The organism is Paenibacillus sp. Y280, assembly GCF_056786335.1.
Window position 1 is genome coordinate 284,387 of record NZ_JBXCIW010000005.1, and the last position, 18,949, is coordinate 303,335.

Genomic DNA, 18,949 nt, shown 5'->3' on the forward strand with positions numbered 1-18,949 from the left:
TCCTAATGAGCTAACTCTCTTTTTCTTCTGGCTTATAGTATTTTCCTAAAACGAATAAGAGAATCATGAAACCAAAAACGGCGATCCTTTGCCTAGTTGATCCTCCCTCATATGCAACACCGAGTGTACCGGCATGAACGAAAATAGGTATTAAGAAGAGGAATGTTTTCTTACGCAAGTCTTTATAGAAGATCCATTTCATAAAAAACTTGAACAAGAAATAGCCAAAGAGTAATGCGAAAAAGGAATCTATTTCAATAATTGAATATGGTGTAATTGTACCTGATACGTAAGTTCCCCAAGGAAATGGAGCGAAAAACATGTGAATGAATCCAAGAAGGGTGGAAGAGATAATTCCAATACCCAAATTTTTATTCAAAAAAAGTTGAGTATTCGATGTTAAGTCAAAAAAAATCGGTGTTCTGATTAGGTAAATGATTACGAATACGGGCACCGTTATGTTAAATAATTTTTTCCTAAATGAAATTTGTTTCCAATGGTTAATCAGAAAATCAAAGTAAATAGCTGCCATAAAGGCAAATCCTGTGTAGACTCGCGAGGCAAGAATAAATGCTAAAACGATTGCAACTGAAATGGTTATTTTTCTATGCTTCTTGTATAAATAAATCGCTAGGACTGACAAGTAGAGTATTAGACTGTCCTTCAGCACATTACTTGTGAAGACTGTCATTGTAAAAGATAGAACATAAAAGAGTGTTGCTGTGTACGCGACTTTATTACCAAATTCTAAAGCTATCTTATAGAACAACACGATGCTGGCAGTGAAAAATAATATATTAACTAAGTAGAAAGCGTATGTAGTATCAAAAAAGACATTTACAACGTACATGACATAATAAAAAGTGAGTTGTGAACTTCTAGCAATTTGAGTCATTTCGACGGGATCTAGAAAAACTGATGGTGTTTTTTTTATTTCTGCAAAACGATCTAAATATCCAAAGCTATCCGGAAAGTGGCTCGTTATGGTTGAGTAAAGATGATAGGAATAAAGCATTTTTATAGTGGTTATTGCGGTAATTATACCTGACAATAACTTAGGAACTTTTGAGTTCCATATAACCATCATCGATGCAGCGTAAAACATGACGAATGCAGCAATATTGGAAATATGTATAGACCAATCTTGGATAACGACCAGTATAATCATTAATGCTGTAAATAAACAAAAGATTGCTGGTTTTAAGTAGTTTGGGCGCGGTCTTATTAGTGATAATTCCATTATTAAGATACCTCCTAATTAATTCAAAATGTAGTATATCATAAAATTTTATGTTTGAGGGACTTAAGTCGTAATACGAACAAACTATGTAATTAAGGGTGTAGAAACGATGAACTGGATTTTCTACCACTACCATCGAATCATGAAACAAATACACAAACGCCCGGGAGCATGGCAGACTCGGGCCTTTTCACGTCACATTATCAAAATGAAGTATTACGAAGGGAGAATGAACAATGGCAGTAATGAGCGCAGCAGCCGTAGCGGCAGAGCTCCAACGCAAGAAGAGTCTCGGAATAGCCCCAACAAGTTCAGCTAACCAAGCGCAATACAACGCTATAAAGCCCATGAGTGCAGCGCAAGCAAGTGCAGGAGTAGCCAAACCGGCAGGATCGGGCAATGCTGTAAAAACACCAAGCGGAGGCTATGTGCCTACTAGCACGGGAAGCCCCGTTACCAAACCTACTGGTAATAGCTTTGTATCAGCAGGCCAAGCAGCGGCAGGAGCAAAACCAACTGTAACTCCACTCGGAGGCATCCCAAAGTATAACGAGGCTTCAACGACTAATTACGGCGGTTCCGGCAATGCGTTGAATGAAATCCTCTACAGCAAAAAGCAGTATGACGCAGGAAACAAAGGTTGGGCTTCTAACAACGCACAACAGCACTACGGCGCCTTATCAGCAGATGAAGCTACCGCCGTTAAGGGAATGGACACGCAGCAGCTTATTGATTACATCAACAACAAAGGGCAGCCGAACACAAACGCACTTGTAACGCCTTCGGGGGGCTATGTGCCGAGTGATGCGGTAACAAACGTACAAAGCTCAGGTCAATTACAGCAGCAGGCTACGGACGCTACAGCGCTTGAGAGAGCGGCATTGTTGAATGCGATCAATACGCAAATGGGCGCGCTGAAAAACAACGCTGAGTACTCGAATCAGCTCATCAAGGACAATCGAGTATTAGAAGACCAAGCACTGCTAAGAAATAAAAATCCATTCAGCGGCGCGACAAATTACCAATTAGCACAGGTGCAGCGCGGCAGGTCAATTGATGATACTTCTCGCGCATCTCAACTCGACAATACACTTAACTCGTTATCTACGGAAATTGCGAACTTTGACAAGCTTACGCCGGAGCGCCAAAGAGCGATTTATCAAGAATTGTTAGCTGCTGAGCGTGACTTTGGGCTTAATGTTGGCCAGTTAACTGGAAACTTTGGCGGCCAGCGCACGCTTCAAGGATCGGCACAAGATTGGGGCCAACTGATGGATGTAGCAAATCAAACTGGTAACCTCCCAAACGTTGGTAGTGCGTCCGGGGCGAATGGTGCAGCAAGCAACAATGTAGGTATGAATGCATTGGCTGGACTATCGGGCGCACGCACTCTCGCAGGTCAGCAGATGGATTTAGCTAATAAGCAAAGTAACTGGGATGCTTATCAAGACATAGTAACTCAAACAGGCAATTTAGGCGCTGGTCCTCTATCTAATTGGAGCAACCTCGTTAAAAATGCCAATGCTGGTGAGCAAACGCTACAAGGTCAGCAAGTGGCTAGTAGCCTTGTGAGTGAGCAACAGTCTCGAGAACTTGCAACTCGTAACGCAGCATTGCAAGAGTGGTCCACAACAGGGACTGCAACACCAGCAGTATCTTCTATCCTTGGCGTACCAGTTGGAACACCTACTTCAGACCAATCATACCGTCAAGCTTCGTTAACACTGGATCAAGATAAATTCACTTACTCGCAAATGGCTGATGCAGCTAAAGCCGGAACTGCTCAAACTATATCAGCTGCTACAGCTGGCGACATGCTCTCACAAGCTTTGCAGAAGGTAGTCGGCATAGATGATGAGGGCAAGCAAAAATATGGTGTAGTAAGCGATCCTACAAGGCGCGAGGAAGCCTTCGTTAATATGATCAATACAACAGGGCTACGAGGTTCAGACGTTGTCACAGCGCTAACTAAGGCCGGCTATGCGATCAATGAGATTAACGCCTTGCAAAAAGAGTATCCCGAGGTTTTTCAGTAACCAGCGTATCCAATAAAGCAGCACCTGCCCAGTACGCTGGTATGATCGATGGGGCTAATAGTAAATACGGATTGCCTGACGGTTTGCTAAATGCTATTGCTTCAGCAGAGTCGGGATTTAATCCTAACGCAAAGAATGGAAAAAGTGGTGCATCCGGTATGTTCCAGTTCATGCCAGCGACCGCAAAAGGTTATGGCATTGATCCCTTCAAACCTGACCAAGCGGCAGATGCAGCAGGCAAGATGATGAGCGGTTTACTCGCAAAGTATGATGGTGACTTATCAAAAGCTCTAGCCGGTTACAATTGGGGTGGAGGAAACGTTGATAAGGCCGTTAAGCAATACGGAAATAATTGGCTAGCTTATGCTCCAGATGAAACAAAGAAATACATTCAGAAGATTATGGGGTGATCTGTTTGGCTAAGAAGGAAGAAAAAAAGAGAATCACAGCACCAAAACCAACATACACGCCCATAGATTCATCATTAAATGCTACTTATACGGCTCCATCTTTCAAATCATCGTCGAATATCGTCGTTAGTCCGCAAGATTTGTCACCAGTACAAGCGCAATCATCACAGCCCCTTCAAGTTCGAGGGGCTTTATCTCGTAATCAACCGCAGCCTAAACCAGTAGAAAATCCGTTTCCGCTATTGCCAACGGTATTTGAGAGTCAGCAAGCAGCTAATAACCTATTCCAGCCGCAGCAACAAATGCCAACATCTCTCCCAAGCGCAAGCGATCAACTAAAGACAGCAACAACCGCATTCACGCCACAGAGTGTAAATCCTGATTTGCGGCCAATGTTAGGGCCTCCAAAACCTACTATACAAAGCAATTTTGATAAGGAAATAGCTGAAAACAGGGAGAAGGTAGCAGGAAATCCTGTCCTAAGCGTGCTGAATAGATTGCGAGAACCAATAGTGGCTGTACAGAAAGTAACAGAAAAACCAGCGAAACTTGCAGAGCAATTTTACACGCCTGCGATGGGACCAACAGCGCTGTTAGGTGTGTCTAAGTTTATAGGGACTGGTTTATCGCAAGTCGCCCCTGTTCTTGGAAACAGTGCAAAAGCAGCGCCTACAATTGTTAGAGAAGTAATTAAAGAAGGTCTGACTGGCGCACTTGCTGGAGCTGGACAATCATTAGCTTACAATCCACGCGGAGGACTCACCGAAGCTGCTAACCAAGCGAAATGGGGAGCTTTATTTGGTGGTGCTGGGGCAGGGTTAATTACTGGTGTTATAAAAGGCGCAGGAGCGGTAGCAACTAAGTATGGTGAGGAAGCATTAGGAAATTTGCTCGGCGCATCTAAAGCGATCCAACGAGCAGGTGATAGCCCTACAAATGGACCATTAAAGTTTGCAGACAACGAAACCTACGTCAACAAGGTCATGAGCGACATCAAGCCTGTCGTATTCGAACGAATGACACCGCCGCTCGAGAATCCAAATGAGCTAGCGAAATGGCTTAAACCTCATATTGGAGATGTATCTCTTAATGATATGCGTAAGCTCTCATACGAGGATATGCGGCAGTTGGCTTCTGAAGTGCAGAATGGTATGGACATGTTCACGATTGCGAAGCAAGCGGCCAAGGAGCGCGGCTATGACCTAGATAGCTTGCTGAGTGGCAAAACGCCAAGTGTCAGCAAAGAGGTTGACCGCTTACGCATGGGTAACATTGCGGGCGCTATTGATGCCCCTATTAAAGTAAGATTCGCATTGTCTGATGGCACTCCAAAGCCTGCAGGACAAACAATCACAACACCAGACATTCCTATTTCAGAAGTGTCACCTTCGTCGCCTGTAAGAATGAATGATGATGTTATAGATGCAACACCAGTTAACGCGCAGATCGATACACCAGCACTAGTGAGAGCAACACGCACGCCGACACAGGAGCGCGGATTTGTAAGTACTTTGCGACAATCTGATAGTGTTGACCCTGGCGTAAAAGAAGGGTTAGAGCAATCCGCTGATCGGAATTATAAGAAAATAACCAATCTAGGAACCTTGAAAAGAGCTAACGACCGCATTGAACAACATGGAGTTGATCAGACAGAGGCGCAATTGCTAGGTAAAACTAAATTCAAGGCAGATGACGTTGCAACTGGGATGAGACTAATCCAGCAGCTTCAAGATGCTGGGCAGGTTGAACGTGCCGTTAACATAGCTGAAAAGGTATCAAAACAATTAACGGAAGCAGGTCAAGCCGTTCAAGCTGCATCAATCTGGAACCGGTTGTCACCTGAAGGAGCACTATTGGCCGCACAACGTAAAGTATCACGTATTAACGAGAACCTATTTCGCGGTCAAGCGGAGGTTAAGATATCCGCGACTCAAGCACAAGGCATTACTGACGCAGCAGGAGCTATACAAGCAGCTGGCGGCAGCCGCGAACGTGCAGGAACTGTTGTGGAAATCATGGAGCGCGTGCGTAAAGGTGAATCGATCAGCGCTGCTGAGAAGCAAACCGTAGCTGATTTCGTTGCAGATGCTAAAAGATTTCTAAAGCCATCAGATATCCGAGCACCACGTACTGCATCGGTTCCTAAAGAAATGGGAGATGTTCGTGTTCGTGATAGGGTATCGACTTTTTTTGAATCTCAAGAAAAAGCAGCATTAGAACGTATCAGAGGGCGCAGAGGTCAAGCGAACGCACTGCCTCTAGACGAGTGGGCTGATTATGCCATTGTCGGCGCTACAAAATTAGGTAGAAGTGCAATCAAATTTTCTGATTGGTCCGAGCAAATGGTTCGTGATCTTGGAGAAAATGTACGTCCTTATCTTCGGGAAATCTTCCAGAAGTCGCAGGAATTACGTAATCAGAGCGCTAAAAAAATCAATGACGAGGTAATTAGCAAGGCAGAACGTGTTGCAGAGGGCTTTATCAAGCAAAAAGGGGATCAACTGACGCCGGCAGATGTTGATTTCATTCGCAACATGGCTCAAAAGGTTTCGTCCTTGGCAGATAAGGAGCGCCGCGTAGCTTCCCAGGACCTTCAAGCGCTTATGAGTTCGTTCGAAAAGGTTGGCGTAGGGAGAAAATTATCTGCAGCACAATACATCGCAATGCTTCTCAATCCTCTGACGCAAATCAGAAACGTTGTAGGGAACGAGATGATGTACCGGTTGGAGAGAATGACAAAGCTAATTGGAACACCAATCGATTTCGCAGCATCGAAAATCACTGGCGGGCCGAGAACAATCAGCTTTAAAAGTGGTCCGACAGTATGGGACAACTTCTTTAAGCCTGCTAAAGACTATTGGAGCAGTCTAGGAGAAGGTTTATCTGCCGGATGGCGCGGTGTTAGCCCGGAAGGATTGACGTCTAAGTACGAGATTCAAGGTCAGGCATTCCGCAGCAAATATAATCCTATGACTTACCTAGAGAAGTCGCTAGGCGCCGCTCTACAGGGCTTTGACTATGCAGCCTATACAAGGGCGACAAATCAACGCATCAGCGAAATGGCGTATCTGGACGCGCTTAACCAAGGCATTAAGGGTGCCGATGCAATTCGTAACCATATGCAAACGTATATGACGAACATTGACGATGCTACACACAACATTGCTAAAGAGTACGGGAAATTTGCGACACTTCAAGATGATTCTTTACTAGCACAAAAGATCATGGGATTCCGTAGAGGGGCTAACAGACTTTCAACCGGTTCCCCTGAGTTCGGCGCCGGATCATTGATTGTGCCATTTGCTAAAACTCCAGCAAACCTGTTCCTACGAGGTTTGGATTATTCACCCGTTGGCATCCTTAAGGCATTGAAACAGACACATGAGGTGCTTCGCAATCCGAATACCGACCTCACTAGAGCTGACGTAATCAATTCTGTTACTCGCGCTCTGATGGGCACAGGAATGGGAGCTATAGCGTATTGGTTGACTGATAAAGGCGCTCTATTCGGTCAATCGAATAAGGACCCAGAAGTTCGCAAACTGATGCAAGGTACGGGCATTAAGGATTTTCAAATAAATGGATCAGCACTCACACGCATGCTAGGAGCGATTGGAACGGGCGGTGACGCAGATCAAGCGGCCAAACTTCAGCCGGGCGATACGCTATGGGCTTATCAATGGGCGCAACCTAGCTCAATGCCAATGGCGATTGGATCAAACATCTACCAAAGCGTGAAGGACAAGCAAGGATTTGCGCAGACAGCGGCAGAGGCGGCATTGTCCGGCGCCAGCACACTGTTGGATTCATCTCTGCTATCCGGCATTCGTGAGGCTTTCCAAATCCCTGCTGGGGAAAACAATGCCTTCAAAGCTGTTGCTCTTAATTTAATCAAACAAGCTCCTAGTCAGTTCGTTCCGAGTTTGGCGAGACAGTTTAATACGCTGTTTGATGACAAAGTAAGAGAAACATATTCAACGGATACACTCGGTAAAATAACCAACTCAGCTGAGTCGCAAATACCAGGATTAGCGCAGCAAATGCCGCAACGCGTGGACACGCTAGGACAGCCACTGACGAAGCCGAACAGCTTTTTTGATGTATTTATCTCTCCTGCTGCAAGAAGCCAATACAGGCCATCTGCCGAGGCTCAATTGGTCGTGGATTTGCTAAATGAAACAGGAGACAAAAACCTTGCTCCACGATCTGTTGCCAAATATGTGAGCGGTAAAGATGCTGTCACAGGTCTTCAAAGAAAAGTCGATCTTACACCAGCGCAGTTCGTTGAATTACAGACGATCGTCGGAAGAGAAACGGCTGAAAGGCTTAAGAAAATTAATCCTGACCTTCCTACTGATAAGAAAATCGAGAAAGTTCTTGCAGCCTTTGATGCAGCTGGTAAAATAGGGAGAAATAAACTTAAGCAGGACGTTGGATTGAAAAAGACAAAGTGAGGTGATAAGTTGAGAGCAATCACCAAAGATATGAGCGTGAAAGAAGCTAGACTATGGATACACGAAAAGAAAAAACGAATCAACAGTATGCCCATAGACGAGTTAAATGAGTTCAATCAGGAATTGAAATCCATCAACGAGGAATGGTCAAACAGATGGGAAGTGCGATTGTTCAAGGTATTTGATAACATATTCGTCTTAATAGGGGTAGTCCTCATAGTCTTGGGCGGCTTATCATTCCACTTAATGAACTAATTGACATATAATTAGCAATTTATTATACTAATCTCATATCCGGAAGCACCGGTCAAGAGAGTCATGGGGAAGCACCCTATGGCTCTTTTTGTGTTCAACATGTGAAAAATCAATTCCATGTGCAGTTTTTAGCACTATGAAACTATCATTTCAATTGCACAAAATCGACCGAGTGAAAAAACCTTATTTAATAAGGGGTTTGGCGGTTTTTATATCCTAAAATACCGCGAAAGTAGATAAGTCGGTCCGAGTAAAAATAGCAGGTTACAAGTCTAATTATGGAGGTGGTGCGATTGATTGAATTTCATGAAGACGAATACTACTATTCACCATTGAGCGACGAGGTGCTACGCCTTATCGCTCTTTTTGTTGATCGAGACACTTACGACAAACTGTTATACAGAGGTCATGCCTATGTTCGATTGGATGCTGCATGCATCGGAACTATTCATCCGTTACGGTCTGAGCCCGACGACAGCGATTATGTTTTTGATTTATTTTCTGAAGCAGCGCAAAGTCCGGCGCCGGTTGCGAAAGTATCTGCCTTGGCTCATAGCGGATGAGGACGGAGAAGTTAAATCCTACGTGACTAATCAAGCGCGCATTGAGTCTAAGCTCGATGCGATCATGAGGAAAGAGGGCATTGTATGGTCTGGACCCGAAAGCCCAATGATACCTATTCCGACGAGCTCAAAGCGGTCATACAAATTATCATGGGGAGTGGTACTAATGAAAGAATACCTAAAAAAGCTCGGAAGAACGAAGTTTCAAGCCCTTCTGGCATCGTTAATCGTGAACGGAGTTAGCGCCTATTTGTTTTTGTCCGGCACTCTGGACATTGACGGTCAGCTCAACACATGGATGCCGATCATCAACCTTACAGTAGGTACGATTTCAACATGGGTTTATATCATGGTTGAGGGCGGTATCGACAAAGCCAGAGTAGAAAAGGAGCCTGCAAATGACAACTCAATGGACTTTACCCAAGATTCTGCCCAATAGCCTGGCTAATGTTCCTATCATTGACCTGCGCGATCAGATACCGGTTAACCCTAAAGGGAGTTGGACGGACATAAATCCACCTAGGAACGTCGATGCACTCACAGATATAGTTATGCATCATGACGCATTGTCCAAGGCTTCAACAGCCAAATACAGCGACATACAGCTGATACAGAACATTGCAAATTCGCATATCCGGCTAACGAAGAACCGCGCCGCTGGAGATGGAGGATTCCCCTATCATCTGTTCGTCCGGAATGGAACGGTGTATATTTGTAACGATCTGACAACCTTCACATATGGCGTTGCTTCTAATAATGGTTATACCGTTCATATATCTGTATCAGGCAATTACGCTGCAAATGACGTGCTAAACGATGCAGACCGCAGCGCCTTATATGTGGCTTACTATATCGCCAAAGGCAGCATGCCAGCTTTCAAGGCTCTAAAATCGCATGGAGAGATCACGCCAACCGCATGCCCGGGATATAGCATGGACAAGGTGCGCGCGGATATTGCTGGTATTGATCTAAGCATGGAGCTTAATGAAAACTTGCAGGGCCAGCTTCTGAATGCTGCAGCACTTGAAATCAGAGTTAAAGACCTTTATCAGAAAGCTTTAACTCCCGGTAGGAATCAACCTGAAGCAATTAGAAAGCTGTCGAGGGTAGCGGATATTATGCGTGCAGAAGAGCTCCTTTAGTGGAGCTCTTTTTTTATTTGTTTTAATTGATATCATGATATCAATATGGTAAAATAAGTATGAGGTGATAATATGAAATCAATACCTGCATACTTACCAGAAGAATTATATGAGGAACTTCGCAAATTAGCTTATGATAAGAAGACAAGCATGGCCGAAGAAATCAGGAAAGCTGTAGAAAAACATGTGAAGGAGAGTGAACCAAATGCATAAATGCGATAAAATGCCTTCACACATACCTAGCGATCTTTCATTTATTAAACATTATTATTGCAATGATGAGAAAAAGACCATCTATTATTGCCATTATTGCGGCATCAAAATGGATGTAGAAGTGACAGAGGAGGAAGTTAAATGAGCAAAATTGATGAAGCCCGTAAGCTGCTTGGTGACGAATATGTCATCGTACCTATCGAGCAATGGAATAAAGATGTAGAGGATTATACAAGACTAAGAGAAGAAATCGAACGACTAAAAGAGATTAACAGTTCAACAATTTACGATCTGACCCTAATGGAAACTAAATTAGATAATGCTAGGCAGCTTATTGCGTCGTATGAAGATAAGTCTATTATTGAGGAGGAAGGTAAATGAAAACAATGAATGATCTTTACAAGTTAAGTATGACCGACCCCGTAGTTAATGGGTATATAAAATTGGTAGAGAGTAAAAAAATGAATATCGAAGACGCTTTAATCGGGATGGTATTTACACTAAGAGATCAAAAGAACGAAGTTACTGATAAATACATTAACCATCTTCAAAACTGCACTATGCCCAGCGCAGGTATATTGAAGAAGGATTAAAATGAAACAGAAGCCACTCCCCCAATTCAATTCACTTGAAGAAGCGAAAGCCTATTTCGAGAAGTATGGCAAGCTTGAATACTTCGGCCGCGGCGGTCACATGTATGAATACTGCATCTACAACTATAAAGTAAAAGATGGCCGACTGCTGAAAATCAATATTTACAATAACGGCAAGGTAGAGGAACGGATTATGCCACCTCTGCCACCGAATACGATGTAATCCCCAATTATCCACAGGTTGGGGATATTTTTTTGCTTCATTCTGATATGTAGTGAAAGTCATGGAGACCCATGGATCGATGCGCAAAAGGCTTTTGCAGGAGATACATGGGATAAGCCGGTAAAAGGAAATATAGGCCAGCTTATCAAGCTCAAGCAAGCGAACCCGCATCTAAGAACGATTATTTCCATCGGGGGCTGGTCATGGTCGAATCGTTTCTCGGACGTCGCCGCAAGCTCCGCAACTCGGGTAGTGTTTGCGAAGTCCGCCGTCGACTTTATTCGTCATTATCAATTCGATGGCGTTGATCTTGATTGGGAGTATCCGGTAGGAGGTGGCTTGGCTGGCAACAGCGCAAGGCCGCAAGACAAAAGCAACTATACGCTGCTCCTGCAGGAGGTCCGCAAGCAGCTGGATGCGGCTGAGCTCGTTGACGGCAAGACCTATGAGCTAACGATCGCTTCAGGTGCATCGCCGTCTTATGTAAGCAATACAGAGCTTGCAAAAATAGCGGCTGCGGTCGATTGGATTAACATCATGACTTATGATTTCAATGGCGGCTGGAGCACCAAGAGCGCGCATAACGCGCCTCTATATACCGATTCTGCAGCTGTGCAAGCCGGCATTCCTAACGCGAGTACTTTTAATGCCGCGATGGGCGTGCAGGGACATTTGGATGCTGGCGTCCCAGCAAGCAAGCTTGTTATGGGCGTTCCTTTCTATGGTCGCGGCTGGAGCGGCTGCGCGGCAGGTCCAAACGGCGATGGCCAATATCAGGCTTGCGCCGGTTCGCCGCCAGCAGGAACATGGGAAGCTGGCGTTTTCGATTATGGCGATTTGGCGGCTAAATATATTAACAAAAACGGATTTGTGCGTTATTGGAATAACGTTGCGAAAGTGCCTTACTTATACAACGCTTCCTCCAAAGTTTTTATCAGCTATGATGACTATGAATCGTTAGGCTACAAAATCGATTATTTAAAAACAAAAGGTTTAGCGGGCGGCATGTTCTGGGAGCTTTCCTCCGATTGTCGCGTTAGCAGCAACTATAGCTGCAGCGGAAGTAAGCTGTTAGATAAACTTGCAGGAGATTTAAATAACGGAGGCACACCAGGCGGCGGAAATCCAACCGACCCTGCTGATACGACAGCTCCTTCCACTCCTGCTAATTTGACATCCACGGCAAAAACGACAACAAGCGTGACGCTTAGCTGGTCGGCAGCTACGGACAATAAAGGCGTGACTGGGTATCAGGTGTATAACGGCACAACACTCGCTGCGACCGTTGCCGGCACATCAGCAACGATTAGCGGATTAACTGCTGGAACAGCCTATTCGTTTACCGTCAAAGCAAAGGATGCGGCAGGCAATTTGTCGGCAGCGAGCTCGGTATTGACGGTCACGACAGAAGCGGCACCTTCGAGCTCTTGTCCTGCTGCGGAGTGGGCGGCAGCTACCGCCTATAACGGTGGTAAACAAGTAAAGTATAACGGAGTGGTTTACGAGGCAAAATGGTGGACGCAAGGTGATCGTCCTGATCAGTCAGGCGCATGGGGTGTTTGGAAAGTAATCGGGCCTTGCGGCGGTACAACTGTACCTGCCGATACGACAGCTCCGAGCAAGCCTGCTGGATTAGCGGTTTCTGGACAAACGTCCTCATCTGTATCGTTAAGCTGGAGCGCATCAACAGATAATATTGGCGTGATTGGCTATGAAATATTAAATGGAACGACACTTATCGCTCAGTCTACAGCTTCGTCCGTTGTTATTAGCAGCCTAACGGCAGGAGCGACGTATAGCTTCACTGTAAAAGCAAAGGACGCAGCCGGCAATCGCTCGGTAGCAAGCTCGCAAGTGTCGGTGACGCTAACCTCAGGCAGCGGGGGCGGCTCCGGAGGTACTGGCGCTTCAGTCTGGAGTGCGGGTGTTTCCTATAATGTCGGAGATTTGGTTAGCTATAACGGTGTGACGTATAAATGCTTGCAAGCACATAAAGCGCTAGTTGGCTGGGAACCATCTGCTGTACTGGCGCTATGGCAAGCGCAGGCTTAGTCGAGCTATGGCCAGCGCAAGCGCAGTAGATTAGCTTGCGGCTATCGTAGATAAACGGTTACTCGTGGGAGTGACATGCAGCAGGTGATTCTGAAAAAATGAAAAAGCGTCTCCAAAACCACTATGCAAGTGTGGGATTGGAGGCGTTTTTTTAGGATGATCTATGCCGTTAAGTAGGGTGATGTATCCTAAATGACTTTTGAGTTTTACAGTTCAGGTTTGACGTATGAGCCACCACGTATTTCGTCGATATGCACGTATTTGCTCGTACAGCTAACAAACCATGTGTTTTGGTAAGCTGTAAGCGCATATATGTGCTTACAGTTCAGATTTGGCGTATGAGCCACCACATATTTTGTCGATAAGCACGTATTTGTTCTTAAAGCTAACAAATTATGTGTTTTGATGAGCTTTAAGCGCACATATGCGCTTATTGCTTGGATTTGGCGTATGAGCCACCACGTATTTCGTCGATAAGCACGTATTTGCTCTTACAGCTAACAAATCATGTGTTTTGATGAGCTTTAAGCGCACATATGCGCTTAAAGCTCGGATTTGGCGTATGAGCCACGACAAATTACGTTCGTAAGTATAAAAAAGGGAGGTGTCCAATACGCGAAGTATCGACTATTGGAATAGCTGTTTCTTCGTTTATGCGATTCCATAATTATGATTTCAGCTGCGTTTTTAAGTATGCCTTCACTTCGTCCGAGCCGATCATTTTTTGATGCTTGCCTGTTACGGTATGTGCGAATAATAGCAGCTTGTCGTTTACATCGAAATAGTCCACGTTCAAATAGAAATCCTTTGTCCCCGAAATCGGCTGTTTACTATTTTTATCCTCGTTTGCTGCTAGCATGACCTTTGTCAAATGTTTCGCATCAATGGAATAGCCTTCATCCGCTCTTATATCATCCCGCGAAAAGCCTTCTTTATGGAGTAAAGCAGAAAAGCTGAATGAGGTAAAGACGATTGCAATAAATCCAGCAGCCAGCAATAAAAGGACGACTAGCCTAATTTTTAATTTCATAAGCGCCTCCGATAAATCCATCTGTGTTTGAATATATGTTAATATTTGTTAGTTTAAATCCTTTTAACTGCTATGTCTACCATTTTCAAGTTGAGTCGACAAGTCTAATCATGCGAACGATGGACAAAAACAATGAATAAGGTTACTAGGTCGCTCCATATGCGAGGATAACGGTTATTTTGAAGGAGAGAGCGCTTTCTTGAGCCAAGGTTAATAGGTATCCATGTGATAAACTAATTAAAAAGCTAGGTTAATTAGTTGAGAACCAACGGGGGATGCAGCATATGCAGACGGAGACCAGATTTTGGAGCAGATTTAATCGATTCAAAGGTTCGCCGATTCCGCCAGAAAGCAGGCTCGGCAAGGATGCTGTAACTGCTTTAACGATTCATTGCTGCTTTCAATTCGGCGCATCGATGTCAGGTTTGTTTCTTAACTTATATTTGTGGAGGCTAACACAGGATTTAACAGTAAACGGGATTTATAACATCGTCGTTTTCTTGCTGACGCCGCCTGCGTTCGCGCTTGGAGGCTGGATTGCCAAGAAGCGTGACCGAATGGTGACATACCGGCTGGGCATCGTCATGATCGCCATTTTTTACTTAATGGTCGTTATTTCACAGGAGCTAGTTGCCCAATATTACATATGGTTTGCTATCTTTAACGGCGTTGCTGCCGGTCTATATTGGACCGGATACTTAGTCATACAATATGATGTCTCGACGGAAGCGAACCGGATTCGGTTTCTGGCGATCAATATGATCTTCTTTAATGCGTCGGGGCTTGCAGGTCCAGCGCTTGCCGGTTTTATTATTCATCGAAGCGAGGGGCTGCACGGTTATGTTGTTATTTTTACACTCGCCTTCATCATGTTCCTAATAGCTGCGTTCGTCAGCTTCCGCATTCCGATGGTGCCGTCTCACCATAAAGCCTATTATTTAAAGTTTATGGGTCTTGTGATGAATAAAAACCGGCGCTGGCTCAAGGCGTTGTTCAGCTTCTTTGTGCTCGGGCTGTTCCAGGGCATCATGTTGTTTCTTCCCAATATTATGCTGTATCAAACGGTTGGCCGCGAGGATTGGGTAGGCTACATGGGCGTTTTCTTCTCATCGCTGACCGTTGCGACAGGATATGTCATTTCTCGGAAAGCGCAAAAGGAGCAAGTACGCAAATATGTGCTGCTATCAACGACAGGCGTTGCGATAGGCTCCGCATTGCTGCTCTTCCAGGTTGCATTTTGGTCAGTCGCCGTATTTATGATTTTGTTCTCGATCTGCAATCCGCTCGCGGTCAATACGCTTACCTCGTATTACTATCGTCTCATTGGAACGCTGCCGCTCAAAGGACAGCTTCGCGTTGAATCGGTTGTCATGAGGGAGCTGTTCTTGAATGTAGGGAGGGTAATTTCAATAAGCGTCCTTATATTACTTGCTTCGGATTTGGCTTCGATATGGATGCCGGTGGTGCTGTTCACTACAGCAGTGCTTCAGTATATTTCGGTCATGTTGATAAAAGAGAAGCAGTATGCCGAGCAGTAATAAGGTTAGGCATATCTCAATAACTATACGAATGTGGGACTGTCCAGTCAGGTCTAAACGGATCTGGGCAGTCTCTTTTCTTTTTGGCTATGTTAAACCTTAATGTTGTTTTTAGCCCTAAAGAAAACCGCCCTTTGAAAAGGCGGTTAATTTAACTAACGTTCGAGGGAGCTTAATGACAACCAACTCCAAATTGGCGACCTGATCTATGTTGATTATTCTGCTCTCGTTACCTGTTTATATATTATGGTTTTTCATATTTGTCAGTTATTCTCCAGCTTCCATTTTTCAGTTTTACCTTTAATTGCATTGGAACTTTTGATGAACCATATTTGACTTCCATTGTGTTTTTGTCTAATCCTTTGTATGTATATTTAATCCAAATGGTACCTGAGTAGAAAAAGTGTAATCCAAATCCCATATTCGTTGAGTAAACGATTATATCATCTTGGCTTGATGAACTTGATGGGTATATTTCTTTTCTATGAAACTTATTTAATGCTGATCCAGTCACTTGTTTATGCACTATTTGATTGTACTTCTCTGGATGAAGATATATTGTTCTCAATGTTGCTTTGACACTGGCTAACATCCAAATATTGAATGCAAAATATATCACAATAAAGAAAAGACCTATCAGAGTCATCAATTTTTTATTTTTCATCATTTCCTCCCCTAACAAAGTTGGTTATTGTATATACGCATATTTATTTTTTGTTTTGCGTCATCCTGTCCGTTTGTTCAGCAAGAAAAAGCCGTTCGTCGAAGATTATTGTTTGTCTCATTTACAGTAAACAGGCACGACGCGACCAACATATTTTTCTTATTCGACGTTGTGTTCTCATATTCCTAGCTGTCTAGATAACGGAACCAAGCCAAATAATGTTGCAGATACTTCGTTTCAACGCCGTTAAAGCGGTCAATCCAGCGTTTCAGACGGCTATGGTAGCTGTTCACGTTCTGAATGTGGTAAACGCCTTTCACACGCTGTTTCCCGTCGGACTTGAAGCGGTAGTGACTAACCCTTTCGAGTTGGCATAGGAACTAAATGCTCCCCAAGAATCAGTGCAGAGTACGTTCGAATCTGATAAATGACCGCCAATCGCTTCATCCAATTTCATAGTCCGAATACGACCACGTCCAAGAACGCCAGAGAAAGTCATCTTATGGCAAGTCGCGGGCGACCAATACGCATATTTGGTCGTTGCTGATACCTCGATATTTAGCTTTACCGCCGCGTTTACGAGCCTTGCGCTCGGTGATGTTTCTTTTCCCTTTCTCAGAGTACAAGAAATAGGTCTCGTCCATTTCGACGATACCATGAAATGATTCGGTTGGAATTTTTTTCAAAGCAGCAAGAATCTTATGCCTCCAATAAAACAGGGTTACATGCGTCTCCTCATCATGCAACATCTCAGCACACTTTCTAAGTGAAAAACCCTCAATCATACATTCAATGAACCGAACCCAAAGATGAGGTTTTCTGGACCGTTGAATTGGGGTGTTTGTCAGGTCGTTGAAGGTTTGACGGCAGGCTTTACAGCGGTAATTAAAGCAAAAAAAAGGAATGGATTCGCTTCAAAGGTTGATTGTGGATGCATGATCGATTGGAGAAGCTATCACGACGCGTGATAGCTTCTTCCTGTCATGGAAGCGCAATTCCATTGTCTCGATACCTAACTAGGTATATAATTTATTTAATGTCAACAGGATATGGAAATAGCCTATCTACTATATAGGTTTAAGGCCTGCGTGGAAAGCAAGCGATGAATGGATAAAGGAATGGAAAGGAAGCGTGTTTGGATGAAATATGATGATGATGTAAAGAAACGACTGAAGCGTATCGAAGGACAAGCTCGAGGCGTTCTGAACATGATGGAAGAGGAGCAGCACTGCAAGGACGTGGTTAGTCAGCTATCCGCCATTCGAAGCGCGGCAGATAAAGCAATTGCCTATATCGTAGCGGTAAACTTGGAGAAATGTATTCTTGAGGAAATAGCAGCGGGCAAAGATACCGAAAAAGTCGTCAAAGAAGCGATGAAATTGCTGATAAAGAGCCGTTAAAATATAAGGTTTTGTTCAAATGCAGATGGATGGAGCGATGTTTGGATGAAAAAGAGAATAGTCGTAACCGGCGGCAGCGGGAAAGCAGGCAAATGGATCATTAAAGATTTGATTGAGCACGGATACGAGGTGCTGAATTTGGATTGGAAGCTGCCTGAAGAGCGTTTATGCCAGACGCTAATTGTAGATCTGAACGATTTGGGTCAGGTGCACAATGCTTTATCGCAATTTAGCATCAGGGACAGGCAGCCCGTTGAGGCAGTGATTCATTTTGCAGCGATACCGGAAGCATTTATTTATCCGAACGACGTCACCTTCCGCAATAATGTGATGAACACCTACAATATTTTGGAGGCTGCCGCTAATTTGAGCATCAGCAAGGTGGTGCTGGCATCCAGTGAGTCGTCCTACGGGATCGTATTCGCGAATCAGTTTTTTGCGCCGAACTATTTGCCAATCGATGAAAGCCATCCGCAATTGTCCGAGGATAGCTACGGTTTATCCAAAATGGTAAATGAAATGACGGGAGAAGCGTTCCATAGAAGAACAGGCATGCAGGTCATTTCATTCCGCCTTGGCAATATACTTGAACCGAAGGATTACCCGAGAGTGAGACAGACCTTTGAAACACCGGAAGAGCGCGTTCGCATACTTTGGAGCTATATCGATGTAAGGGACATGGCAGCAGCCTGCAGATTAGCGGTGGAGAAGGATGGTCTAGGCGCTCAGGCGATTATACTCGCTGCGGACGACACTTCGACCCATCTGCCAAGCGAAGAGCTGATTCATCAATTCATTCCTGAGCTTGCGAAGCATGCCGAGCAATTGCCTGGACGAACCAGCTTTCTGTCGAACGCCAAGCTGAAAGAGTTGCTAGGCTGGCAACAGCAGCATTTCTTCATGGAGCAATAAAGCGTTGCGATGCTATATTTGCTTAAATAAGCCAACTCAGCCCCAAGCGGGCCGCTTTAACCCGACGCTAGCGCTAGCCGCTGTTTTCGGGTTTTTTCTATTTTTGCTCCACTCTCCCTATGTTAAGGAAATCTTTAAGAATTCTTTAGTGTTATATTACGTTTGCTTTAGGCGTCTTCCTTATACTGAATACGATGTGGCGCCTATGAGCGCCTAGACAGAAC

17 protein-coding genes and 1 pseudogene are annotated in these 18,949 nt (G+C 44.4%); 14 read left to right on the forward strand and 4 right to left on the reverse strand.

The window, feature by feature from the left end; all coding sequences use genetic code 11:
* Window positions 1-10: 10 nt before the first annotated feature.
* Complete coding sequence (locus AC1TPC_RS09310) at window positions 11-1,240, reverse strand: hypothetical protein (RefSeq protein ID WP_482066578.1); 1,230 nt, start codon at window positions 1,238-1,240, stop codon at window positions 11-13.
* 236 nt (window positions 1,241-1,476) lie between these two features.
* On the opposite strand from AC1TPC_RS09310, the gene AC1TPC_RS09315 reads away from it, so the two are divergent.
* The 11 genes from AC1TPC_RS09315 to AC1TPC_RS09365 all read left to right on the forward strand — a co-directional run bounded on the left by AC1TPC_RS09315 (window position 1,477) and on the right by AC1TPC_RS09365 (window position 13,181).
* On the forward strand, window positions 1,477-3,276 hold the full coding sequence (locus AC1TPC_RS09315) for a hypothetical protein (protein WP_482066579.1): 1,800 nt from the start codon (window positions 1,477-1,479) through the stop codon (window positions 3,274-3,276).
* 41 nt (window positions 3,277-3,317) lie between these two features.
* Complete coding sequence (locus AC1TPC_RS09320) at window positions 3,318-3,686, forward strand: lytic transglycosylase domain-containing protein (RefSeq protein WP_482066580.1); 369 nt, start codon at window positions 3,318-3,320, stop codon at window positions 3,684-3,686.
* A 5-nt stretch (window positions 3,687-3,691) separates the two neighbouring features.
* Window positions 3,692-8,140, forward strand: coding sequence for a hypothetical protein (locus tag AC1TPC_RS09325; protein WP_482066581.1), 4,449 nt, complete (start codon window positions 3,692-3,694; stop codon window positions 8,138-8,140).
* Window positions 8,141-8,688: 548 nt separating this feature from the next.
* On the forward strand, window positions 8,689-8,958 hold the full coding sequence (locus tag AC1TPC_RS09330) for a hypothetical protein (protein WP_482066582.1): 270 nt from the start codon (window positions 8,689-8,691) through the stop codon (window positions 8,956-8,958).
* Between the two features lie 166 nt (window positions 8,959-9,124).
* Window positions 9,125-9,397, forward strand: coding sequence for a hypothetical protein (locus AC1TPC_RS09335; RefSeq protein ID WP_482066583.1), 273 nt, complete (start codon window positions 9,125-9,127; stop codon window positions 9,395-9,397).
* The gene (locus AC1TPC_RS09340) at window positions 9,357-10,100 is read left to right on the forward strand and encodes a peptidoglycan recognition protein family protein (protein WP_482066584.1); all 744 of its coding nucleotides are present in this window, start codon (window positions 9,357-9,359) and stop codon (window positions 10,098-10,100) included. The genes AC1TPC_RS09335 and AC1TPC_RS09340 overlap by 41 nt, the downstream gene beginning before the upstream one ends.
* Window positions 10,101-10,172: 72 nt before the next feature.
* The gene (locus tag AC1TPC_RS09345) at window positions 10,173-10,313 is read left to right on the forward strand and encodes a ribbon-helix-helix protein, CopG family (protein WP_482066585.1); all 141 of its coding nucleotides are present in this window, start codon (window positions 10,173-10,175) and stop codon (window positions 10,311-10,313) included.
* A gap of 141 nt (window positions 10,314-10,454) precedes the next feature.
* A complete protein-coding gene (locus tag AC1TPC_RS09350; RefSeq protein WP_482066586.1) occupies window positions 10,455-10,694 on the forward strand; it encodes a hypothetical protein in 240 nt (79 codons plus the stop codon).
* The gene (locus AC1TPC_RS09355; protein WP_482066587.1) at window positions 10,691-10,906 is read left to right on the forward strand and encodes a hypothetical protein; all 216 of its coding nucleotides are present in this window, start codon (window positions 10,691-10,693) and stop codon (window positions 10,904-10,906) included. The genes AC1TPC_RS09350 and AC1TPC_RS09355 overlap by 4 nt, the downstream gene beginning before the upstream one ends.
* Before the next feature lies 1 nt (window position 10,907).
* The gene (locus tag AC1TPC_RS09360) at window positions 10,908-11,129 is read left to right on the forward strand and encodes a hypothetical protein (RefSeq protein WP_482066588.1); all 222 of its coding nucleotides are present in this window, start codon (window positions 10,908-10,910) and stop codon (window positions 11,127-11,129) included.
* A gap of 18 nt (window positions 11,130-11,147) precedes the next feature.
* The gene (locus tag AC1TPC_RS09365; RefSeq protein WP_482066589.1) at window positions 11,148-13,181 is read left to right on the forward strand and encodes a glycosyl hydrolase family 18 protein; all 2,034 of its coding nucleotides are present in this window, start codon (window positions 11,148-11,150) and stop codon (window positions 13,179-13,181) included.
* 667 nt (window positions 13,182-13,848) lie between these two features.
* On the opposite strand, the gene AC1TPC_RS09370 is transcribed toward AC1TPC_RS09365, so the two are convergent.
* Window positions 13,849-14,211: a hypothetical protein gene (locus AC1TPC_RS09370; protein WP_482066590.1), complete on the reverse strand. Its 363-nt coding sequence runs from the start codon at window positions 14,209-14,211 to the stop codon at window positions 13,849-13,851.
* Between the two features lie 284 nt (window positions 14,212-14,495).
* Here AC1TPC_RS09370 and AC1TPC_RS09375 point away from each other — a divergent pair, with 284 nt between their 5' ends.
* Window positions 14,496-15,749 (forward strand): MFS transporter, encoded by a 1,254-nt coding sequence (locus AC1TPC_RS09375; protein WP_482066591.1) that lies wholly within the window; start codon window positions 14,496-14,498, stop codon window positions 15,747-15,749.
* A 244-nt stretch (window positions 15,750-15,993) separates the two neighbouring features.
* On the opposite strand, the gene AC1TPC_RS09380 is transcribed toward AC1TPC_RS09375, so the two are convergent.
* Complete coding sequence (locus AC1TPC_RS09380) at window positions 15,994-16,416, reverse strand: hypothetical protein (protein WP_482066592.1); 423 nt, start codon at window positions 16,414-16,416, stop codon at window positions 15,994-15,996.
* A 74-nt stretch (window positions 16,417-16,490) separates the two neighbouring features.
* A pseudogene (locus AC1TPC_RS09385) lies at window positions 16,491-17,297 on the reverse strand (IS1595 family transposase); the annotation flags it as partial.
* Window positions 17,298-17,552: 255 nt separating this feature from the next.
* On the opposite strand from AC1TPC_RS09385, the gene AC1TPC_RS09390 reads away from it, so the two are divergent.
* Both AC1TPC_RS09390 and AC1TPC_RS09395 read left to right on the forward strand, forming a co-directional pair.
* Entirely contained in the window at window positions 17,553-17,813 is a 261-nt protein-coding gene (locus tag AC1TPC_RS09390) for a metal-sensitive transcriptional regulator (protein WP_482066593.1), read from the forward strand.
* Window positions 17,814-17,858: 45 nt separating this feature from the next.
* Window positions 17,859-18,725 carry an NAD-dependent epimerase/dehydratase family protein gene (locus tag AC1TPC_RS09395; protein ID WP_482066594.1) on the forward strand — a complete coding sequence of 289 codons (867 nt, stop codon included), beginning with the start codon at window positions 17,859-17,861 and terminating at the stop codon, window positions 18,723-18,725.
* Window positions 18,726-18,949: the final 224 nt, after the last annotated feature.

Excerpts from the sequence above, each read along its gene's own strand:
- AC1TPC_RS09310 (WP_482066578.1), bottom strand. The coding sequence starts at position 1,240 with ATGGAATTATCACTAATAAGACCGCGCCCAAACTACTTAAAACCAGCA.
- AC1TPC_RS09315 (WP_482066579.1), top strand. The coding sequence starts at position 1,477 with ATGGCAGTAATGAGCGCAGCAGCCGTAGCGGCAGAGCTCCAACGCAAG.
- AC1TPC_RS09320 (WP_482066580.1), top strand. The coding sequence starts at position 3,318 with ATGATCGATGGGGCTAATAGTAAATACGGATTGCCTGACGGTTTGCTA.
- AC1TPC_RS09335 (WP_482066583.1), top strand. The coding sequence starts at position 9,125 with ATGAAAGAATACCTAAAAAAGCTCGGAAGAACGAAGTTTCAAGCCCTT.
- AC1TPC_RS09340 (WP_482066584.1), top strand. The coding sequence starts at position 9,357 with ATGACAACTCAATGGACTTTACCCAAGATTCTGCCCAATAGCCTGGCT.
- AC1TPC_RS09345 (WP_482066585.1), top strand. The coding sequence starts at position 10,173 with ATGAAATCAATACCTGCATACTTACCAGAAGAATTATATGAGGAACTT.
- AC1TPC_RS09350 (WP_482066586.1), top strand. The coding sequence starts at position 10,455 with ATGAGCAAAATTGATGAAGCCCGTAAGCTGCTTGGTGACGAATATGTC.
- AC1TPC_RS09355 (WP_482066587.1), top strand. The coding sequence starts at position 10,691 with ATGAAAACAATGAATGATCTTTACAAGTTAAGTATGACCGACCCCGTA.
- AC1TPC_RS09360 (WP_482066588.1), top strand. The coding sequence starts at position 10,908 with ATGAAACAGAAGCCACTCCCCCAATTCAATTCACTTGAAGAAGCGAAA.
- AC1TPC_RS09370 (WP_482066590.1), bottom strand. The coding sequence starts at position 14,211 with ATGAAATTAAAAATTAGGCTAGTCGTCCTTTTATTGCTGGCTGCTGGA.
- AC1TPC_RS09375 (WP_482066591.1), top strand. The coding sequence starts at position 14,496 with ATGCAGACGGAGACCAGATTTTGGAGCAGATTTAATCGATTCAAAGGT.
- AC1TPC_RS09380 (WP_482066592.1), bottom strand. The coding sequence starts at position 16,416 with ATGATGAAAAATAAAAAATTGATGACTCTGATAGGTCTTTTCTTTATT.
- AC1TPC_RS09390 (WP_482066593.1), top strand. The coding sequence starts at position 17,553 with ATGAAATATGATGATGATGTAAAGAAACGACTGAAGCGTATCGAAGGA.
- AC1TPC_RS09395 (WP_482066594.1), top strand. The coding sequence starts at position 17,859 with ATGAAAAAGAGAATAGTCGTAACCGGCGGCAGCGGGAAAGCAGGCAAA.